The 15,290-nt window shown below is 65.7% G+C and carries 16 protein-coding genes; 11 read left to right on the top strand and 5 right to left on the bottom strand.

Annotated features, from left to right (window positions below):
- Together VFP86_12555 and VFP86_12550 are read left to right on the top strand one after the other, a co-directional pair.
- Nucleotides 1-318: hypothetical protein (locus VFP86_12555; GenBank protein HET9000470.1), on the top strand; the 318-nt coding region annotated here is incomplete at its 5' end.
- A 33-nt stretch (nucleotides 319-351) separates the two neighbouring features.
- On the top strand, nucleotides 352-873 hold the full coding sequence (locus VFP86_12550) for a GNAT family N-acetyltransferase (protein HET9000469.1): 522 nt from the start codon (nucleotides 352-354) through the stop codon (nucleotides 871-873).
- A 97-nt stretch (nucleotides 874-970) separates the two neighbouring features.
- On the opposite strand, the gene VFP86_12545 is transcribed toward VFP86_12550, so the two are convergent.
- A complete protein-coding gene (locus VFP86_12545) occupies nucleotides 971-1,636 on the bottom strand; it encodes a diphthine--ammonia ligase (GenBank protein ID HET9000468.1) in 666 nt (221 codons plus the stop codon).
- A gap of 37 nt (nucleotides 1,637-1,673) precedes the next feature.
- A complete protein-coding gene (locus tag VFP86_12540) occupies nucleotides 1,674-2,072 on the bottom strand; it encodes a hypothetical protein (protein HET9000467.1) in 399 nt (132 codons plus the stop codon).
- Between the two features lie 228 nt (nucleotides 2,073-2,300).
- Here VFP86_12540 and VFP86_12535 point away from each other — a divergent pair, with 228 nt between their 5' ends.
- Nucleotides 2,301-3,323 (top strand): ABC transporter substrate-binding protein, encoded by a 1,023-nt coding sequence (locus VFP86_12535; GenBank protein HET9000466.1) that lies wholly within the window; start codon nucleotides 2,301-2,303, stop codon nucleotides 3,321-3,323.
- A 206-nt stretch (nucleotides 3,324-3,529) separates the two neighbouring features.
- Here VFP86_12535 and VFP86_12530 read toward each other — a convergent pair whose 3' ends face one another.
- Entirely contained in the window at nucleotides 3,530-4,609 is a 1,080-nt protein-coding gene (locus VFP86_12530; GenBank protein ID HET9000465.1) for a methyltransferase domain-containing protein, read from the bottom strand.
- Nucleotides 4,610-4,858: 249 nt separating this feature from the next.
- Between VFP86_12530 and VFP86_12525 the strand changes: the two genes are divergently transcribed.
- Nucleotides 4,859-6,109, top strand: a complete 1,251-nt coding sequence (locus tag VFP86_12525) for an MFS transporter (GenBank protein ID HET9000464.1) — start codon at nucleotides 4,859-4,861, stop codon at nucleotides 6,107-6,109.
- A 1-nt stretch (nucleotide 6,110) separates the two neighbouring features.
- Nucleotides 6,111-6,809 carry a class II aldolase/adducin family protein gene (locus VFP86_12520; GenBank protein HET9000463.1) on the top strand — a complete coding sequence of 233 codons (699 nt, stop codon included), beginning with the start codon at nucleotides 6,111-6,113 and terminating at the stop codon, nucleotides 6,807-6,809.
- A 57-nt stretch (nucleotides 6,810-6,866) separates the two neighbouring features.
- On the opposite strand, the gene VFP86_12515 is transcribed toward VFP86_12520, so the two are convergent.
- Entirely contained in the window at nucleotides 6,867-7,478 is a 612-nt protein-coding gene (locus VFP86_12515) for a DUF5666 domain-containing protein (protein ID HET9000462.1), read from the bottom strand.
- A gap of 339 nt (nucleotides 7,479-7,817) precedes the next feature.
- On the opposite strand from VFP86_12515, the gene VFP86_12510 reads away from it, so the two are divergent.
- A complete protein-coding gene (locus tag VFP86_12510; protein ID HET9000461.1) occupies nucleotides 7,818-8,813 on the top strand; it encodes an ABC transporter substrate-binding protein in 996 nt (331 codons plus the stop codon).
- Nucleotides 8,814-8,822: 9 nt separating this feature from the next.
- Here VFP86_12510 and VFP86_12505 read toward each other — a convergent pair whose 3' ends face one another.
- A complete protein-coding gene (locus VFP86_12505) occupies nucleotides 8,823-9,923 on the bottom strand; it encodes a cobalamin-independent methionine synthase II family protein (protein ID HET9000460.1) in 1,101 nt (366 codons plus the stop codon).
- Nucleotides 9,924-10,053: 130 nt separating this feature from the next.
- On the opposite strand from VFP86_12505, the gene VFP86_12500 reads away from it, so the two are divergent.
- The 5 genes from VFP86_12500 to VFP86_12480 all read left to right on the top strand — a co-directional run.
- Entirely contained in the window at nucleotides 10,054-11,250 is a 1,197-nt protein-coding gene (locus VFP86_12500) for an ABC transporter substrate-binding protein (protein ID HET9000459.1), read from the top strand.
- A 43-nt stretch (nucleotides 11,251-11,293) separates the two neighbouring features.
- Nucleotides 11,294-13,198: an ABC transporter permease gene (locus VFP86_12495; GenBank protein HET9000458.1), complete on the top strand. Its 1,905-nt coding sequence runs from the start codon at nucleotides 11,294-11,296 to the stop codon at nucleotides 13,196-13,198.
- A gap of 1 nt (nucleotide 13,199) precedes the next feature.
- Entirely contained in the window at nucleotides 13,200-13,979 is a 780-nt protein-coding gene (locus tag VFP86_12490) for an ABC transporter ATP-binding protein (protein ID HET9000457.1), read from the top strand.
- Complete coding sequence (locus VFP86_12485) at nucleotides 13,979-14,800, top strand: ABC transporter ATP-binding protein (protein ID HET9000456.1); 822 nt, start codon at nucleotides 13,979-13,981, stop codon at nucleotides 14,798-14,800. Before VFP86_12490 ends, VFP86_12485 begins: the two co-directional genes overlap by 1 nt.
- Nucleotides 14,801-14,835: 35 nt before the next feature.
- Nucleotides 14,836-15,290, top strand: a 455-nt coding sequence (locus VFP86_12480) for a 4,5-dihydroxyphthalate decarboxylase (GenBank protein HET9000455.1), incomplete at its 3' end; no start/stop codon positions are given.

Genomic DNA, 15,290 nt, shown 5'->3' with positions numbered 1-15,290 from the left:
ACGATGCTCGAGCGCGGCACCGACCTGTTTCACGCGCGCCTGGTGGAGCACGCCAGGCCGGATAACCCGGCGTGGACGGCGGCCCTGGGTCAGATGACGGCGCTGATGACCGTGCGGGGCGGGAGCGACGCCACCACCGGCCAGCAGCAGGCGCTTGCCGCGCTCGACCGTCTGATTACCGGTCAGGCCGCCGTGCTCTCGTTTGAGCATGCCTTCCAGGTGATCGCGCTGCTCTTCCTCGCCGCGCTGCTCGTGATGCCGTTTCTCCCAGCGGGACGGCGGCCCGTATCCGGTGAAGCCCAGTCGATCGATCTCTGAGGACGTGGGTTCGTGGTACAAGGGGGCGACACGATGGGACAGAGGGATACTCTTCACATCCGGGACGCGCGCGACGACGAGCGCAACGCGGTTCGGGACGCTACACTTGCCGCTTATGAGGAGTACGCCGCGATCATGCCCGGTCCGGCTTGGGTGGGGTATCGCCGGAACCTGCTGGCAACGCTCGACGCGGAAGTGCCGGCCGAGCGAATTGTCGCCGAGCGGCACGGCGCGATCATCGGGAGCGTCCTGCTGTTCCCGGCCTCGGCGAACGCCTATAGCGGCACCACCGCCGGCGTCGACTACCCGGAGGTGCGCCTGTTGGCCGTGGTGCCGGGGGCGCGCGGGGAGGGAGTCGGGGCTGCGCTCATGGACGAATGCGCGCGGCGCGCACGCCGCGCCGGGGCCACGAGCCTCGGGCTCCACACGATGGACATGATGCGGGCCGCCGTGCGCATGTACGAGCGGATGGGCTTCGTGCGCGCTCCCGATCTCGACTTCGCCCCGGCCGCGGGCATGCTTGTCAAGGGCTATCGGCTGGACCTGCTCGCGTGACGGTCGAGCGTGCCCCGTGCTCGACGCGCCGATCAACTCACATCGGTGTTCATCTGACTGGCGGTCCTGTGACCGGGTTCCAAAGAAATAAGGTTTCTTAGGCAGGCAAGAGATCGCAGAAGCGCCAGGCGTCTCGCTGTACGATTTCCCCGGGTGTGATGCGAACGTCCCTACGGAAGATCGGCCCGCCTGAGACAAAGGTGTGAAACTCCCCGTTCTCGCCGCAGGGGTCGACGGTCTGGGGGAGATCTGCCAGCAATGCGTGATCGAAAGCCCGGCCGGCGAACGATCCGTCCAGCACCCGGGTGTCGACGCAGGTGAGAACGGCGGTGAACCCGTGATCAATGAAGCCGCAGGCCAGATCCCGGGTGTCGCGATGCCAGATCGGGAAAATCGGCGTCATCCCCGTCCGGGCCAGCCACTGCTCCCGGTAGCGGCGGATGTCGGCCAGGAAGAGGTCGCCGAAGGCGATCACGGTCACGCCTTCGATGCGAAACCGCCCAAATGCCGCCTCCATCCGCGACTCGTACGCCTGGTTGGTGGCGGCCTGCGGGATGGAGACTACGTGCAGGGGAAGTCCCAGCGCGTCGGCCTGCTGCTCGAGCAGGGCGCGGCGGACGCCGTGCATGCTCACCCTGTCATATCCTTCCGTGACCGTGGTCAGCAGCGCGGCGACCGACCGAGTCCCCTCGCGCAGGACCTCGGCCAGGGTCATGCAGCTGTCCTTGCCGCCGCTCCAGGATAGGAGGATGTGTTCTCCCAAAGCGATCCGAGTGGAAAGGTGGCGGCTGCGAAGGGTTCTAGCTCGACGGGGCTCTCTGGCTTTCGCGCTTGATCGTGCGGACGCCTCGGCTCGCGTCGTGGTAGCTGCGGTTTGCCTGCACACCGAAGTAGATGGTGGCGAGGGTCAACACAAACAGCCCCCAGACGAGCGCAAACATCCGATTGCTCAACTCCGCGGTCAGCAGCGAGATCAGGAACGCGATCGAGGCGCCGAACGTGATCCCGAAGAACACCAGATGCACCGCGAACGAGGTTGACGCCACGCTGATCTGATCGAGTTCCCGCTCGCTCACGCTGTACATCTCGATCACCCGCGGAACGGGGACGATGGTGACTTCTCCCAGCAGCGTCTCCTCCGCAAGATCGTGCTGGGTCCGCGGCACGGGTGATTCGTCGATTCGGGTTTCCACGGCCATCGGCTCTCCCTCCATCGCGCTGGGTTCGGGGCTTCGTGTCGAGCGACTCCTTCTGTCCCTAAACACTCTATGCCCTCCCGCTCTCGGCTCTAGACACCGCAACCCCGGTATCGGGCTTTCAAGCCGGGCGGGCGTGTGTCCTTTTCTTCCGCGAACTTTCGGAGGATGTCCATCGAAGGGAGCGAACTCAGGGCGGTAACCGCGTTACCCGCCGGGTGGTGAACCTCGATGACGATCGAACGCCTGCGCGCCGGCATGTTCTCCTGTCTGGCCATCGCCTTGCTCGCCTGCCCTGCGGCCCTCGGTGCGGCGCCCCCGATCCATGTTGGATATCTCGGCACGTCGGGCGATGCCGGGATCTTCATCGCGTTGGACAAAGGATACTTTGCCGAGCAGGGCCTCACCGTGTCTCCGGAGCGGTTCGGGGTCGGCGCCGATCAGATGGCTCTCCTAGGCGCGGGCCGGTTGGACGTGGCCAGCGGGGCTCCCAGCCCCACGCTGTTCAACGCCGTGTCGCGGGGACTCCCCATCAGCGTCGTCGCCGACAAGGGATCGCTCCGAAAGGGGTTTGGCTTCAACGTTCTCGTCGTCCGCAAGGCGCTTATCGATTCCGGTCAGTTCAAAGGGTTGAGCGATCTCAGGGGACGCGTCATCGCTGCCCCGACGGCGTCCGTCGTGAACTTCGAGGACTACCTCATCCTCAAGAAGGGCGGCCTCACCCCGCGCGACGTCACGATCGAGGACATCGGCTTTCAGGACCAACCGGCGGCCATGGCGAACGGCAGGATCGATGCTGCGGTGATGGTTGAGCCGTTCGGCACCGCGACGGAGTCACGCGGCGTCGGCAAGATCGTCATGACCCTCGATCAGCTCCTCCCGGACTTTCAGGTCGCGTTGATCTACTACAATACGTCGTGGGCGCGTGCGCACTCAGAGGACGCGCGCCGGTGGATGATCGCGTACGTCAAAGCGCTCCGCTACTACAACGCCGCGCTCCACAGCCCACAGATCCGGGACGACGTGATCACGATCCTCGCGGCGCACACGCCCATCAAGGAGCGCGCGGTGTACGACAAGATGGTCTGGCCCGGGTTCAACCCCGATGGCGCGGTCACGTGGCGGGGCCTTCTCGACTATGAGCGATGGTTATTGAACGAACACCAGATCACCGAGTTCGTCGCGCCCGCCCGGTTCCTCGACCAGTCGTATGTGGAGAACGCGGTGAAGACTCTCGGCCCCATCCGGCCGTAGGGTTAACGGATACGAGGAGACCCTACCGCAAGATCAAGTGGCCGGTGGCCCAGAGAAGTAGTCCGCCGAGCAGCAGCAGTGCAAACCACATCGCGCGTCCCTCCTTGCGAAGAGATTTCCCCTGACTTCCAGGTATGCCCGCATCGAATCCCCGGCAGACATCCTGACTTCCCTCAAACTTCTCCGAGAATGCCGCATGACGTGTCTCACCGGCCCAGTTCTGTGGCGATGTAGTAGTTGTTGAAGAGATCGCCCTCGATCCGTTTCACATCAACGCGAGTGAACCCGGCTTCCGCCAGCATCTGGCGCGCCTTTTGCTCCCCCCACATCGCGCCGAGTCCGGCTCCTCCCCGGTCCAGCGAGACGGTCATGCAGTGCATGCATGAGACTGTGTACATAAACGCCCCCAACATGAGGTCAAGGTTCTCGCTGAGCCGGCTCGATGCAGCGATGTCCACCATCAAGAATGTCCCATCCGGCCGGAGCGCGTCGCCGATACCCCGCAACACCCTCGCGGGTTGCGCCTGGTCATGGATGGCATCGAACGCAGTGATGAGGGTGTATCGGCTGGAAGCATCCAACTGTGTCACGTCGCGGATTTCAAAATACGCGTTGGACAGTCCCATCTGCTGGGCCTCTGCTCGTCCCGCGGCAATTCCCTCCTCCGACATGTCGAAACCGACAAATCGGCTCTGTGAGAAAGCGCGCGCCATCAGATTGATCGCGTGGCCGCTGCCACAGCCGATATCGGCCACGTCAATGCCCGCCTGTAGGCGCGGCACTAATCCCGGGACGAGAGGGAGGATCGCGTCGATCAACGACGCATCGTGGACTGCCCGGCTCTCCTCCCCCATCAGCCGCTGAAAATGGGGATAGGCGGAGTACGGCACGCCCCCGCCGTTGCGAAAACACTCGATGATGCGCGCTTCAACCTGCGCGAGCATCGGAATGTACTGCGTTTGCATCGCCATATTATTGGTCCCCGCTCTGCGCGTGAGCCACGCCGCATGCTCCGGGGGCAATGAGTACGTCTCGTCATCGGGGCTGTGGTCGATGATCCGGCCTGTCACCATGGCGCCGAGCCACTCGCGCACATAGCGCGCATTCAACCCTGCCGCAGCGGCGATCTGCGTACTCGTCGCCGGCGGAAGGGTGGCCATAGTATCGAATAGGCCGAGTTGGTGGCCGACACTTGTCATCAGAGCCACCGCGGCGTGGTTCAACATGCTAACCATTTGGCCGGCGAACGCCTCTGACTTGGCCTGATCGATTTCGCGCTCCATCATGGGGCCCCTCCCCTCAAGTCTCCACGAACACATCTGTTCTTACCGGCCGGTGGTCGTCCCTTGTGGGTCCGGAGCCCCCTGTGCGCGGGCCGCAGGAGACACGGCCCCCCTCCGCCAATCTCCTGGCAGGTAAATTCCGGCGGGACTACCTCGGGGCACTTGCGTTCTCTTCGGATCGCCCTTGGGTTGAGACCAACCGAGAGGTTGCAGCGAGATCCTGACTCCCCGGCATCCGCGACCCCGGCCTCTATGAACGCCGTGCTCGAGGGCGTGTGGCGGTACGTCCCCAAGCCCGATCGGACCAACACCGGGATGTGGGCCATCGGCGCGGGCCACGCGATGACGCACTCCTACTCCGCGGCGTTCTATCTCTTGCTTCCGTTCCTGGCCAAAGACCTGGGGCTCACCTACAGCCAGGTCGGGCTCATCATCTCCCTCCGCCAGTTCATGAGCACGGTCGTAAATCTACCGGCGGGCATGGTCGTGGATACTCTGGGGAAGCGCAGCCTCTTTATGAGCCTGGCACTGGCCTGGGCCGCCGTGCCGTACCTCTTCATCGGTTTGACCTCGAGCTATACGGTCATGCTCGTATCCATGGGTGTGGTAGGTATCGGCAACTTCCTCTGGCATCCGGCGGCGATCACCGCGCTCTCGGAAATGTACCCCACCCGTCGTGGATACGGCCTCGCGCTCCACGAACTGGGGGCGAACCTCGGGGACACCCTGACGCCGCTGGCGGCCGGGTTTCTTCTGGCCGCGCTCAACTGGCGCCGCACCCTCCTCATCATCGTCGCCGTGGGTCTGCTCTTGACGCTGGTCATCATGCGGATGATGCTCCACGTCAACCGGCAGCGCAGCGTGCCCCCTCCGCCCACCCGCACGTTGACTGACTACGCGAAGGGACTGCGTGTGCTCCTCAGCAACGGGCGTTTGATGGTCCTGGCGATGGTGTCGGGCGTCCGCGCGATGACGCAGCTTGGCTTGAGCACGTTTCTCCCGCTGTACCTTTTGAACGAGCTCCACGTGCCGGCGGCGCTGATGGGTCTCTACCTGGCGGTCGTCCAGGCATCCGGGATGGTCGCGACCCCGATTGCGGGCACCCTTTCGGATCGCCTGGGACCGAAGCGCGTCGCCACGGCGGGGATGTTCACCACGAGCGTCGTCGTGCTGGGCTTTGCCGCGCTCCACCTGGGCGCGGTGTTTGTCGCCGCGCTCGCGCTGCTCGGATTCTTTGTCTACTCGATGCGTCCGGCGATCTTCCGGTGGGCGATCGGCGTCGTCCCGCGCGAATACGAGGGCACCGCCGTTGGAATATTGTTCACCACCCAGGCCCTGCTGCCCACTGCGATGCCGATCGTCGGGGGATACCTTGCGGACCGTTACGGACTGTTGTCGATCTTCTATGTGATCGCCGGGACGGTGCTGGTCGCAAACGCGGCCCTCCTCTTCGTGCCCGACATTCAAAGGCCCGCGGGGAAGCTCACAAGAGAGGAAACGTGAGATGCGCGACCCTCATGCCGTGAAATCCACCCTCGCGTCCGCCATCCGGCTGTTGACGGCCGAAGGCCTGATGGATTTCAACGGGCACATGAGTGCCCGGCTGGAGGGGACGGATCACGTGCTCATCAACGACCGTCAGACAAGTCGGAGCGCCGTCCGCGCCGAGAATATTGTGGCGGTGGACCTCCGCGGGCGTCCCCTCGCCGGCGAAGCCGATCCCCCTGCCGAAGTCCCCATCCACACCCGTCTCTACGCAGCACGCCCAGACGTCCACTGCGTCGCGCACCTGCATCCTCAATTTGCCACCGTCTTCACCATCGCCGGGCAACCCCTGGTGCCCGTCTTCCAGCTCGGCGCTCCGTTCCCGACCCAGGGCGTCCCCGTGTATGACGATGCCGACCTGATCCGCACGGACGAGCAGGCCGATGCCGTGGCCCGAACACTGGGATCCGGCCGCGCCGTGTTGTTGCGGGGCCACGGAGCGGTGGTCGTGGGCGAAGATGTCGAGACGTGCTTCACGACCTCGATCTGGCTGGAGGAGAATGCCAAAAAGCTGTTGTGGGCGTCACTTCTGGGGACGCCCCGCGTCTTCACCGAGGAGGAGGCGCGCCGCATCCGCGCAAGCCTCTGGGAGCGCAAAATCCTATTGAAGACCTGGGACCACTACATCGGGAAGGGGCGGCGCGAGGGAATCATCTGAAGGAGCCGTCCGCGCGGCCCGCAGGCGGCTCCTCCGGCGCGACCCGCTGTTCTCAACCTACTGTGGTATCACCATCAGCCCCGCCGCCGTGAGGCTCCCGTCAGGATTGCTCGACCCGACGGCGCGGACGCGCATCCCAGGTTTGAGATCGGTGAGGGCCACCGAGACAAGACGGCGCACACGGGCATCGGATGGGACGACTGCTGATACGGTGGTGTTATCTTGCTGCTTGACCGTTACCGTCCTACCGTGAGGTCCGTTGACGGATGTCATGACCGTCCCCGCGGCGAAGGTTCGCGACGCGTCCCCCGGTGGTGGGTTCCCTTGCTGCCGCTGGCCGTAACGCGGCGCAAGTCCCTGGACCTGCGCCGGGGCGATGACCACGGCCGAAGCGGTGAGAGACCCATCGGCGGCCTTCGTCGCCATGATGCGGACCCGGTCGCCCGCCGCGATATCGTCAGGCTTCGCCGCCCGGCGCCCGATTATCCGCGTGTCTGTGGAGGTCCGGACCTGCACCTGGCCTCCCGACGGTGTCGTGACCGTAATCACACTTCCCGTAATCGCGGCGATCGTGCCCATCGTGGACATGGTCGGGGGCGTCGCCCCCAACGCAGCGGAACCCGAAATCGCCACTATCAGAAGTACTGCCCAGGACACCATGTGTTTCATCAGAGCCCTCCTTGATCTGTCCAATGCCAAATCCAGCGTACCCATACTGCGTTCTATGGTAGGGACGGCCCGTGAATAGATTCCGAAGGACTTGTAAAGATGTTGTGAAAACCTTGTGAATGGCCGCCTCTTCCATGGGTTGGGATCGTCCCTCACGTCACGCTCCCACAAGCGCCCGAACGCATCGCGGAGGTTGCATGAGGCAAGCGTTCGCCGTTCTCGGATCTGTGTTCTTTCTGTTCATCGCCCCGGGGACCGCGGGGCATCCGGTCGGGGGAGGACCGGTTGCCCGGCGCGAATAAGGCCGGCAACGCACACCGGCCAGGAGCCTTCGCCCTGATGGGAGCGTCCCTTCCTCTGGTGGTCGCCTGTGGAGACTACGACCGAACGCGGCCGCTCTTTGACGGCCGGGTGCTCATCGAAGGATGCGATCCGACATTCCTGCCGCAGCCTCCCGAGGAGATCTTCTTCAGAGCGTTCGTGCACGAGGAGTTCGACGTCTCCGAGTTGTCTTTGAGCAGCTATACCATCCGCCGGTCGAAGGGCGATTGTCCATACGTCGCCATTCCGGTGTTCATTTCACGCACGTTCCGGCATTCGGCGGTCTACGTGCGGACGGACCGCGACATTAACCGGCCCGAGGATCTACGCGGCCGCCGGGTCGGGATTCCCGAGTACCAGCAGACGGCTGCGGTCTGGGTCCGCGGACTGCTGCAGGACGACCATGGGGTGGCGCCGCGAGACCTCCGTTGGGTATCCGGGGGAATGGAGATGCCGGGCCGCGTCGAGAAGGTGCACTTCACCGTGCCCGACGGCGTTTCCCTGGAAGCGGCCCCGGAAGGCAAGACGTTGTCGGGAATGCTGGAAGCGGGCGAGCTCGACGCGCTCATTGCGCCGCGCGCGCCGTCATGTTTCACCCGCGGCGTTCCGCAGGTCGGTCGCCTCTTCACCAATTTTGGCGTGGACGAGGAAGAGTATTACCGCCGTACCGGAATCTTCCCGATCATGCACATCGTCGGCATCAAGACGGCACTGGCGGCCCGTCACCCTTGGCTCCCGGCCAGCATCTACAAAGCCTTCTCGGCCGCGAAGGACATCGCGGTGGCGGCGTTGAGCGATCCAAACGCGCTCAGCGTCAGCCTGCCGTCCCTGACCTGGAACGCCGAGCAGGCGAAGGCGCTCATGGGCAGGGACTTTTGGTCGTATGGACTTGATGAGAACGCCCAGACCTTGGAGGTGTTTCTGCGCTACCACTTCGAGCAGGGCCTGTCCGCACGCCGGCTGACCCCGGCCGCGCTGTTCGCTTCGAGCACCACGTCCCAGTGGAAGATCTGAGGCCCCTCCCTATCGCCACATCTCCCGCGCGGTCTCGGCGACGAGACGAAGCTTGGCCCACTGGTCGCCTTCGGACAGAGGGCTCCCCTCCATCGTGGTGCCGAACCCGCACTGAGGGCTGAGCGCCAGGTTCTCCAGCGGCACGTACCGCGACGCCTCCTCGATCCGGCGGAGCAGCTCGCGCTTGGACTCGAGCTGGGGCCGCTTGCTGCTGACCAACCCGAGGACCACGGTCTTGCCCCGGGGAACGAACCGGAGCGGCTCGAACGTGCCCGAGCGCTCGTCGTCGTACTCCAGCAGGAAGCGGTCGACCTGGAGCGTGCCGAACAGCTTCTCGGCGATCGGATCGTAGCCGCCCTCAGCGAACCAGTGGCCGCGCCTGTTGCCGCGGCAGAGGTGCATCGCCAGTGTCGCCTTCGCGCCGCGGACGCTCTCCAAGCAGGCGTTGTCCGCCCGGATCGCCTCCTCCAGCGCAGCATCCGGCTCCAACCCCGTCTCGGCCTGGATGTGGTCGCGCCATTTCGGGTCGACGTAATAGCTGTAGCGGGGGGCGTCGATCTGGACATAGTGCACACCGTCTGCGACGAGCGCCTCCACCTCGGCCTTGATGATCCTGACGATGCCCCTGAGGAGGGCGGAGTGGTCCGGATAGAACTTGTCGGTCACTCCTCGTTTGTACGCGATCGCGGGGAACTGGGTGGCGCTCGGGAGGGTCATCTTGATCGTCCCCGGGCAGTGTGCCCGGAGAAACGGAACTTCATGCGCGGTCAGGCGCCGGACCTGCCGCAGCCTTTCGGTGACAATGCCGGACACGCTGCCGACCGGCGCGTCCGCGGCGGTCCCGGCCTGCCAGGGCATGGCCACCGCGTCCCCCTGGTCGAAGCCTTCCACCGCATCCGTGAAGTCGCTCATGAAGTGGCGCCGGCGCAGCTCCCCGTCCGTGAAGACGTCAAACCCCAGCTCCTGCTGCTTGGCGAGGATGCGCTGGATGTGACGGTCCTCGATCGCCCGGAGGCGCTCGGGATCCGCCGCGGCGCCCCGCCTCGCCTCGAGGAGTTCGGGCGGCCGCAGGAAACTGCCCACGTGGTCGGCTCGGTGGCGCGCGTCCATGCCAAGCCTCTACGGCGGCTCACTAGGAAACCCTTCTGGGGGACGCCAGGCACGCGCAAGGAGAGGAGGAGCACCGCACATTCGGGAATCCTGATCGAGCGAGGTGATGCGCGTGGGAATGGATGAGCGTATGGCAGGGTCATCGCGGAGATGGTCGAACGCGGCGGCGCTTGCGCTGGCCGTGGTGCTCGTCGGTGTCCTGGCCGCCCACGGCGCGCCCCTGTCCGGCGCGCCGTTCGAGATCAACGCCATTCTCCCCCTCACGGGTGGCGCAGCCTTCCTGGGGGGGCCCGAGAGCCAAGCGCTGCAGATCCTGGAGCGCTTCGCGAACGACCAGGGCGGGATCCAGGGACGCCCGATCCGCTTCGTGATCCAGGACGATCAAACGAGTCCCCAGTTGGCCGTCCAGCTCGCCAATCAGGTGATGGCCAAGCGAGTCCCGGTGATCCTGGGGTCCACGCTCGTGGCCATCTGCAGGGCGATGGCCCCCCTGATGAAGGACGGTCCGGTGATGTACTGCTTCTCGCCCGGCATCCACCCCGACGAGGGGGGCTACGTCTTTACCTCCAGCGTTTCCACGCGAGACTTGGCCCAGGCCAGCATCACATTCTTGCGGGGGAAGGGATGGACGCGCCTCGCCATCCTGACGTCCACGGACGCCACGGGTCAGGACGCGGAGGAAGGGATCAATGCCGCGGTGGCGCTGCCGCAGAATCAAGGCGTGCAGGTGGTGGCCCGGGAGCACTTCAACACGCAGGATGTCAGCGTAGCCGCCCAAATTGCGCGGATCGCGGCTGCGCAGCCGCAGACCCTGATCGCGTGGAGCACGGGGGCGCCGATCGGGACGGTGTTCAAGGGAATCGCCCAGGGCGGGCTCAACATTCCCGTCTTCACCACGAACGGCAACCAGACATACGCGCAGATGCAGCAGTACGCGGCGTTCCTGCCCCAGGAGCTGTACATCCCCACAAGCACGTGGCCCGCGTACGAGACGCTCCAGCCCGGTCGCGTGAAGCAGGCCCAGAAGGTCTTTTTCGATGCGTTTCACGCCGCCAACCTCAAGCCCGACCTCGGAGCGTCCATCGCGTGGGACCCGGCCGTGCTCGTCATCGAGGCGCTGCGGCACCTGGGCCCTGCGGCGACCGCGACGCAGATCCGCGACTACCTCGTGCACCTCAGGGGGATCGCCGGCATTAACGGCATCTATGATTTCAAGACGAGCCCGCAGAGAGGACTGAATCTCAGGGATGCGATCGTGACGCGGTGGAATCCCGCCAAGCAAGCCTGGGATCCCGTGAGCGGTCCGGGCGGCGCGCCCGCGAAGTAGGGGGAGCCCACCTCTCGGCGCGCACGCCGACCGGGTTGCGCGGATGCGCGAGGCTGTCGAGATCGCGGTAGGCGGGTTTCTCGCCGGCAGCGTCTTCGCGCTGGTCGCCGTCGGGTTCACCCTCGTCTACAGCGTCATGGGCGTCCCGAACCTGGCCCAGGGCGCGTTCGTCGTGTTGGGCGCCCTTACGCTGTATTCTCTCGAGACGCGCTTCCACTGGCCCCTCGCCTACGCGATCGTGGGGTCGACGGCGATTGCGGCCGCGGTGGGGGCCGCGATGGAACGTCTCGTCATCCGCCCTGCGCTGCATCGGTTGCCGATCAGCGGAATGCTCATCCTGATGGTCGGGCTCCTCACGCTCTTCGAGGGCGCGAGCCTCATCATCTGGGGGAGTCAACCGTACTCGATCCCCACGTTTTCGGGGGAGCGTCCCGTGGCCGTCGCGGGTGTGCGCATCCCCACGCAAGGGTTCTGGATCATCGGCGTGACGGCCGCGATCGTCGTGGTCCTCTGGTATATCCTGACGCGGACCATCTTTGGGAAAGCCCTGCGCGCCTGCGCTGAGAACCCCCTGGCGGCGAGCCTGATGGGGGTGCATGTGTCCCGCATGACCTTGTTTTCCTTCGCCGTCGGAGCGGCGATCGGCGCCATCGGCGGCGAAGTCCTGGGGCCGATCACCTCCATCGAGTTCGACACGGGAAGGTTCTTTACCAACTCCGGATTCATCGCCTTCGCCCTGGGAGGCATGGGGTCGTTTTTCGGCGCCATCGTGGGTGGGTTAGGGCTCGGGCTGGTGCAGCAACTGACGGCCGGCTACGTCTCCTCGCTGTTCAGCAATACGCTGACGCTTGTGTTGTTGCTCGCCGTCCTGATCTGGCGGCCCGGAGGCATCCTGGGAAGCAGCGCGGCTCGACGTGAGGACGTGCGCGAGTTCATCGCGCACTCCACGGGCTCTGCCGTCCGCATCAAGGGGCCGGCGGCGTGGGCGCTCGCTCTTCTCGGGGCCATCACCGTGGGTGTGCTCCCCCTCCTCCTGGGCCGCACGGGCCTGACGGGGTCGGTGGTGATTACCGGCATCCTCTTCATCGGCGTGCTCGGCCTCGATCTGCTCATGGGATATGCCGGTCTGGTCAGCCTCGGCCACGCCGGGTTCATGGCGGTGGGCGGCTACACCGCCGCCATTCTCGCCACCCGTTATGGACTCGCGCCTCTGGCCGCCACGGGCGCGGGGATCGCGTTGTCGCTGACCGTGGCCCTGGTGCTGTCTTTGGTGACCGCCCGCCTGCGCGGCCTGTACCTCGCCTTGGCCACCCTCGCCTTCGGGCTCCTGGTGGATTCGGTCGCCGTGGGGCTCTCGAGCGTGACGGGCGGCCCGTCGGGCCTCGTGGGGATACCCAGTTTCTCCGTGGGCGGCTATACGTTTGCAAGCCCGATCTCCAATTATTACCTCGTCTGGGGGGTGGCGGGAGCGCTGGTGATTGTGCTCGCGAATCTCGCCCGGTCGGGCTACGGCCGGGCTCTGCGGGCGACCCGCGCCGATCAAACGGCGGCCCGGGCGCTGGGCATCCAGGTGCCCCGCTATAAGGTGTCCGTCTTTCTTCTGAGCGCCGCGCTCGCCTCGCTGGCCGGCAGCCTCTATGCCTTCTATTTCCATTTTCTCTCGCCGGAGATGGTGAGCACCTCTCGCTCTCTGGAGATGATCACCATGCTCGTGCTCGGGGGCGAAGGCACCCTGATCGGCCCTCTTGTCGGAGTGGCCCTCCTGACGCTGCTGCCGGCGGCGTTTCAACCCCTTTCCATCTACAAGACCCTGGCGGAGGGCGTTCTCCTCGTCCTCATCCTGCTCTATCTGCCGGGGGGCATCTTCGGAGGCGCGCTCAGCGCACTCCAGCGGCTGGGGCGTGTCATCCCCCGAGGGCCGGCGGTCGAGACCGCCGGCAGGATCTAGCATGGTGAACGCCGTCGCGCTCGAGGCGAGCGGGCTGTCCAAGTCGTTTGGGGGAGTGTTGGCCATCGCGGACGTCAGCTTCTCCATCGCGGAGGGATCGCTCACGGCCGCCATCGGCCCGAATGGTGCGGGGAAGACGACCCTCTTCAACCTGCTGACGAATCTATACCGGCCGGACGCGGGATCGGCGTCATGCTTCGGCGTCGATCTGGCCGGTTTTCCCCCGGACGCGATCGCGGGCCTCGGGCTGGTGCGGACGTTTCAGACGGCCCGCGTCTTTCCGGGGATGACCGTCCTGGACAATGTCCTGGTCGGCGCGCATTTGCGCGTGCGGGCCAGGCCGTGGCAGCAGGCGTTGTGGCTTCGCAACGTTCGGCAAGAGGAGCGTGCGATCAGGAGGAAGGCCGAGGCGTTGCTCGAGATCGTGGGTCTCGCCGGCCGCCGGGACGATCCGGCGGTGAGCCTGCCCCTTGGGGCGCAGAAACTGCTCGATGTGGTCCGGGCCCTCATGGCGTCGCCACGGCTGTTGTTGCTGGACGAGCCGGCCGCGGGCCTCAACGACGTCGAGACGGCCGAACTCGCGCGGTTGCTTCTTGCCGTCCGGGCCGCCGGAGTGACGCTCATGGTCGTGGAGCATAACATGTCGCTCGTCATGGGGATCGCCGACGAGGTCATCGTGCTCGATCTCGGTAGGGTGATCGCCACGGGCTCGCCCACCGTCGTGCAGGCCAACCCGCGCGTCATCGACGCGTACCTGGGTCGTGTCGCGGAGACGGTCTGATGGCAGACCATCTGATGTTGGAGGTGCGGGGACTCCACGCCGGCTACGGCGACGTCGAAGTCCTGAGAGGTGTGGATCTGGATGTGGCCCCGGGGGAGCTCGTCGCTCTCGTGGGCGCCAACGGGGCGGGCAAATCGACCCTGCTCAAGTGCATCTCGGGGCTGGTCCGCCGAACCTCGGGAACGATTCGGCTGGACGGGGGGTCCATCGCCGGCGTCCCGCCCGCCCGGATCGTCCGGCTGGGGGTCGCCCACGTGCCCGAAGGACGCCAGATCTTCGGACGCCTGAGCGTTGCCGACAACCTGCGGCTCGGGGCGTACTGCCACCTGCGGCAGCTCGGGCCGGATGAGGTCACATCAAGAATCGATGAGGTCTGCCGGATCTTTCCGTCCTTGTCGGACCGGCTGGCGGAGGAGGCCTCCCTGCTCTCCGGTGGTCAGCAGCAGATGCTGGCGATTGCGCGAGGGCTGATGGCGGCGCCGCGGCTCTTGCTGCTGGACGAGCCTTCCCTCGGTCTCGCCCCCGTGCTGGTCGCGGAAATCTTCGACGTGCTCCGCCGCCTGCGCCAGGCCGGCGTCGGCCTCCTGCTCGTCGAGCAGAACGCGCGGCTCAGCCTCGCCATCGCCGATCGCGGCTACGTGCTGGAGACCGGACGGGTCGTGTTGTCGGGGACCGGGAAGGACCTGCTGGGCACCCCCGACGTCATCCATCGGTACCTTGGTGTCGCCGCCACCCGAGTCGGCACCTCGAGGGACGGCGCGGCCGACGGGTTGGCCGTACGGCTCAAAGCCGTTCTCGGAAGCGACGCATCCGTTCCATAGCAAGGAACCATTCGAGGCCCCGTGGAGGAGAACCGATGAGCAGGCTCCAGCTCACCCTCGCCATCAGCGAGTATGATCATACGCGGGACGTGTGCAGCGGCGCGGTATCTGTGGAGGGCATCGAGCTCAATCATCTCAGCCTGCCCATCGAGGAAATGCATTACCGGTTCACCAAGTTTCGCGAGTGGGACGTCTCCGAGATGTCCTTGGGCAAGTATGTCTCGCTACTGTCCCAGGACGATCGCTCGATGGTCGCCATCCCCGTTTTCCCCAACCGCGCCTTCAGGCATTCGGCGTTCTACGTCCGCCGTGAATCCGAGCTGACCGATCCCACGCAGTTGGCCGGGAAGCGGGTCGGGGTGCCCGAATGGGCGCAGACGGCGGGCATCTATGCCCGGGGTGTCTTGATGCACCAATACGGGGTGCCGTTGTCCGCGATCGACTGGTGGCAGGCGGGGGTCAACCAGCCCGGGCGCATCGAAAAGGTGGA

The organism is bacterium (genome assembly GCA_035703895.1).
GTDB lineage: Bacteria > Sysuimicrobiota > Sysuimicrobiia > Sysuimicrobiales > Segetimicrobiaceae > Segetimicrobium.
The sequence above is the reverse complement of the archived record's forward strand: the minus strand, read 5'-3'. Positions and strand labels throughout refer to the sequence as shown.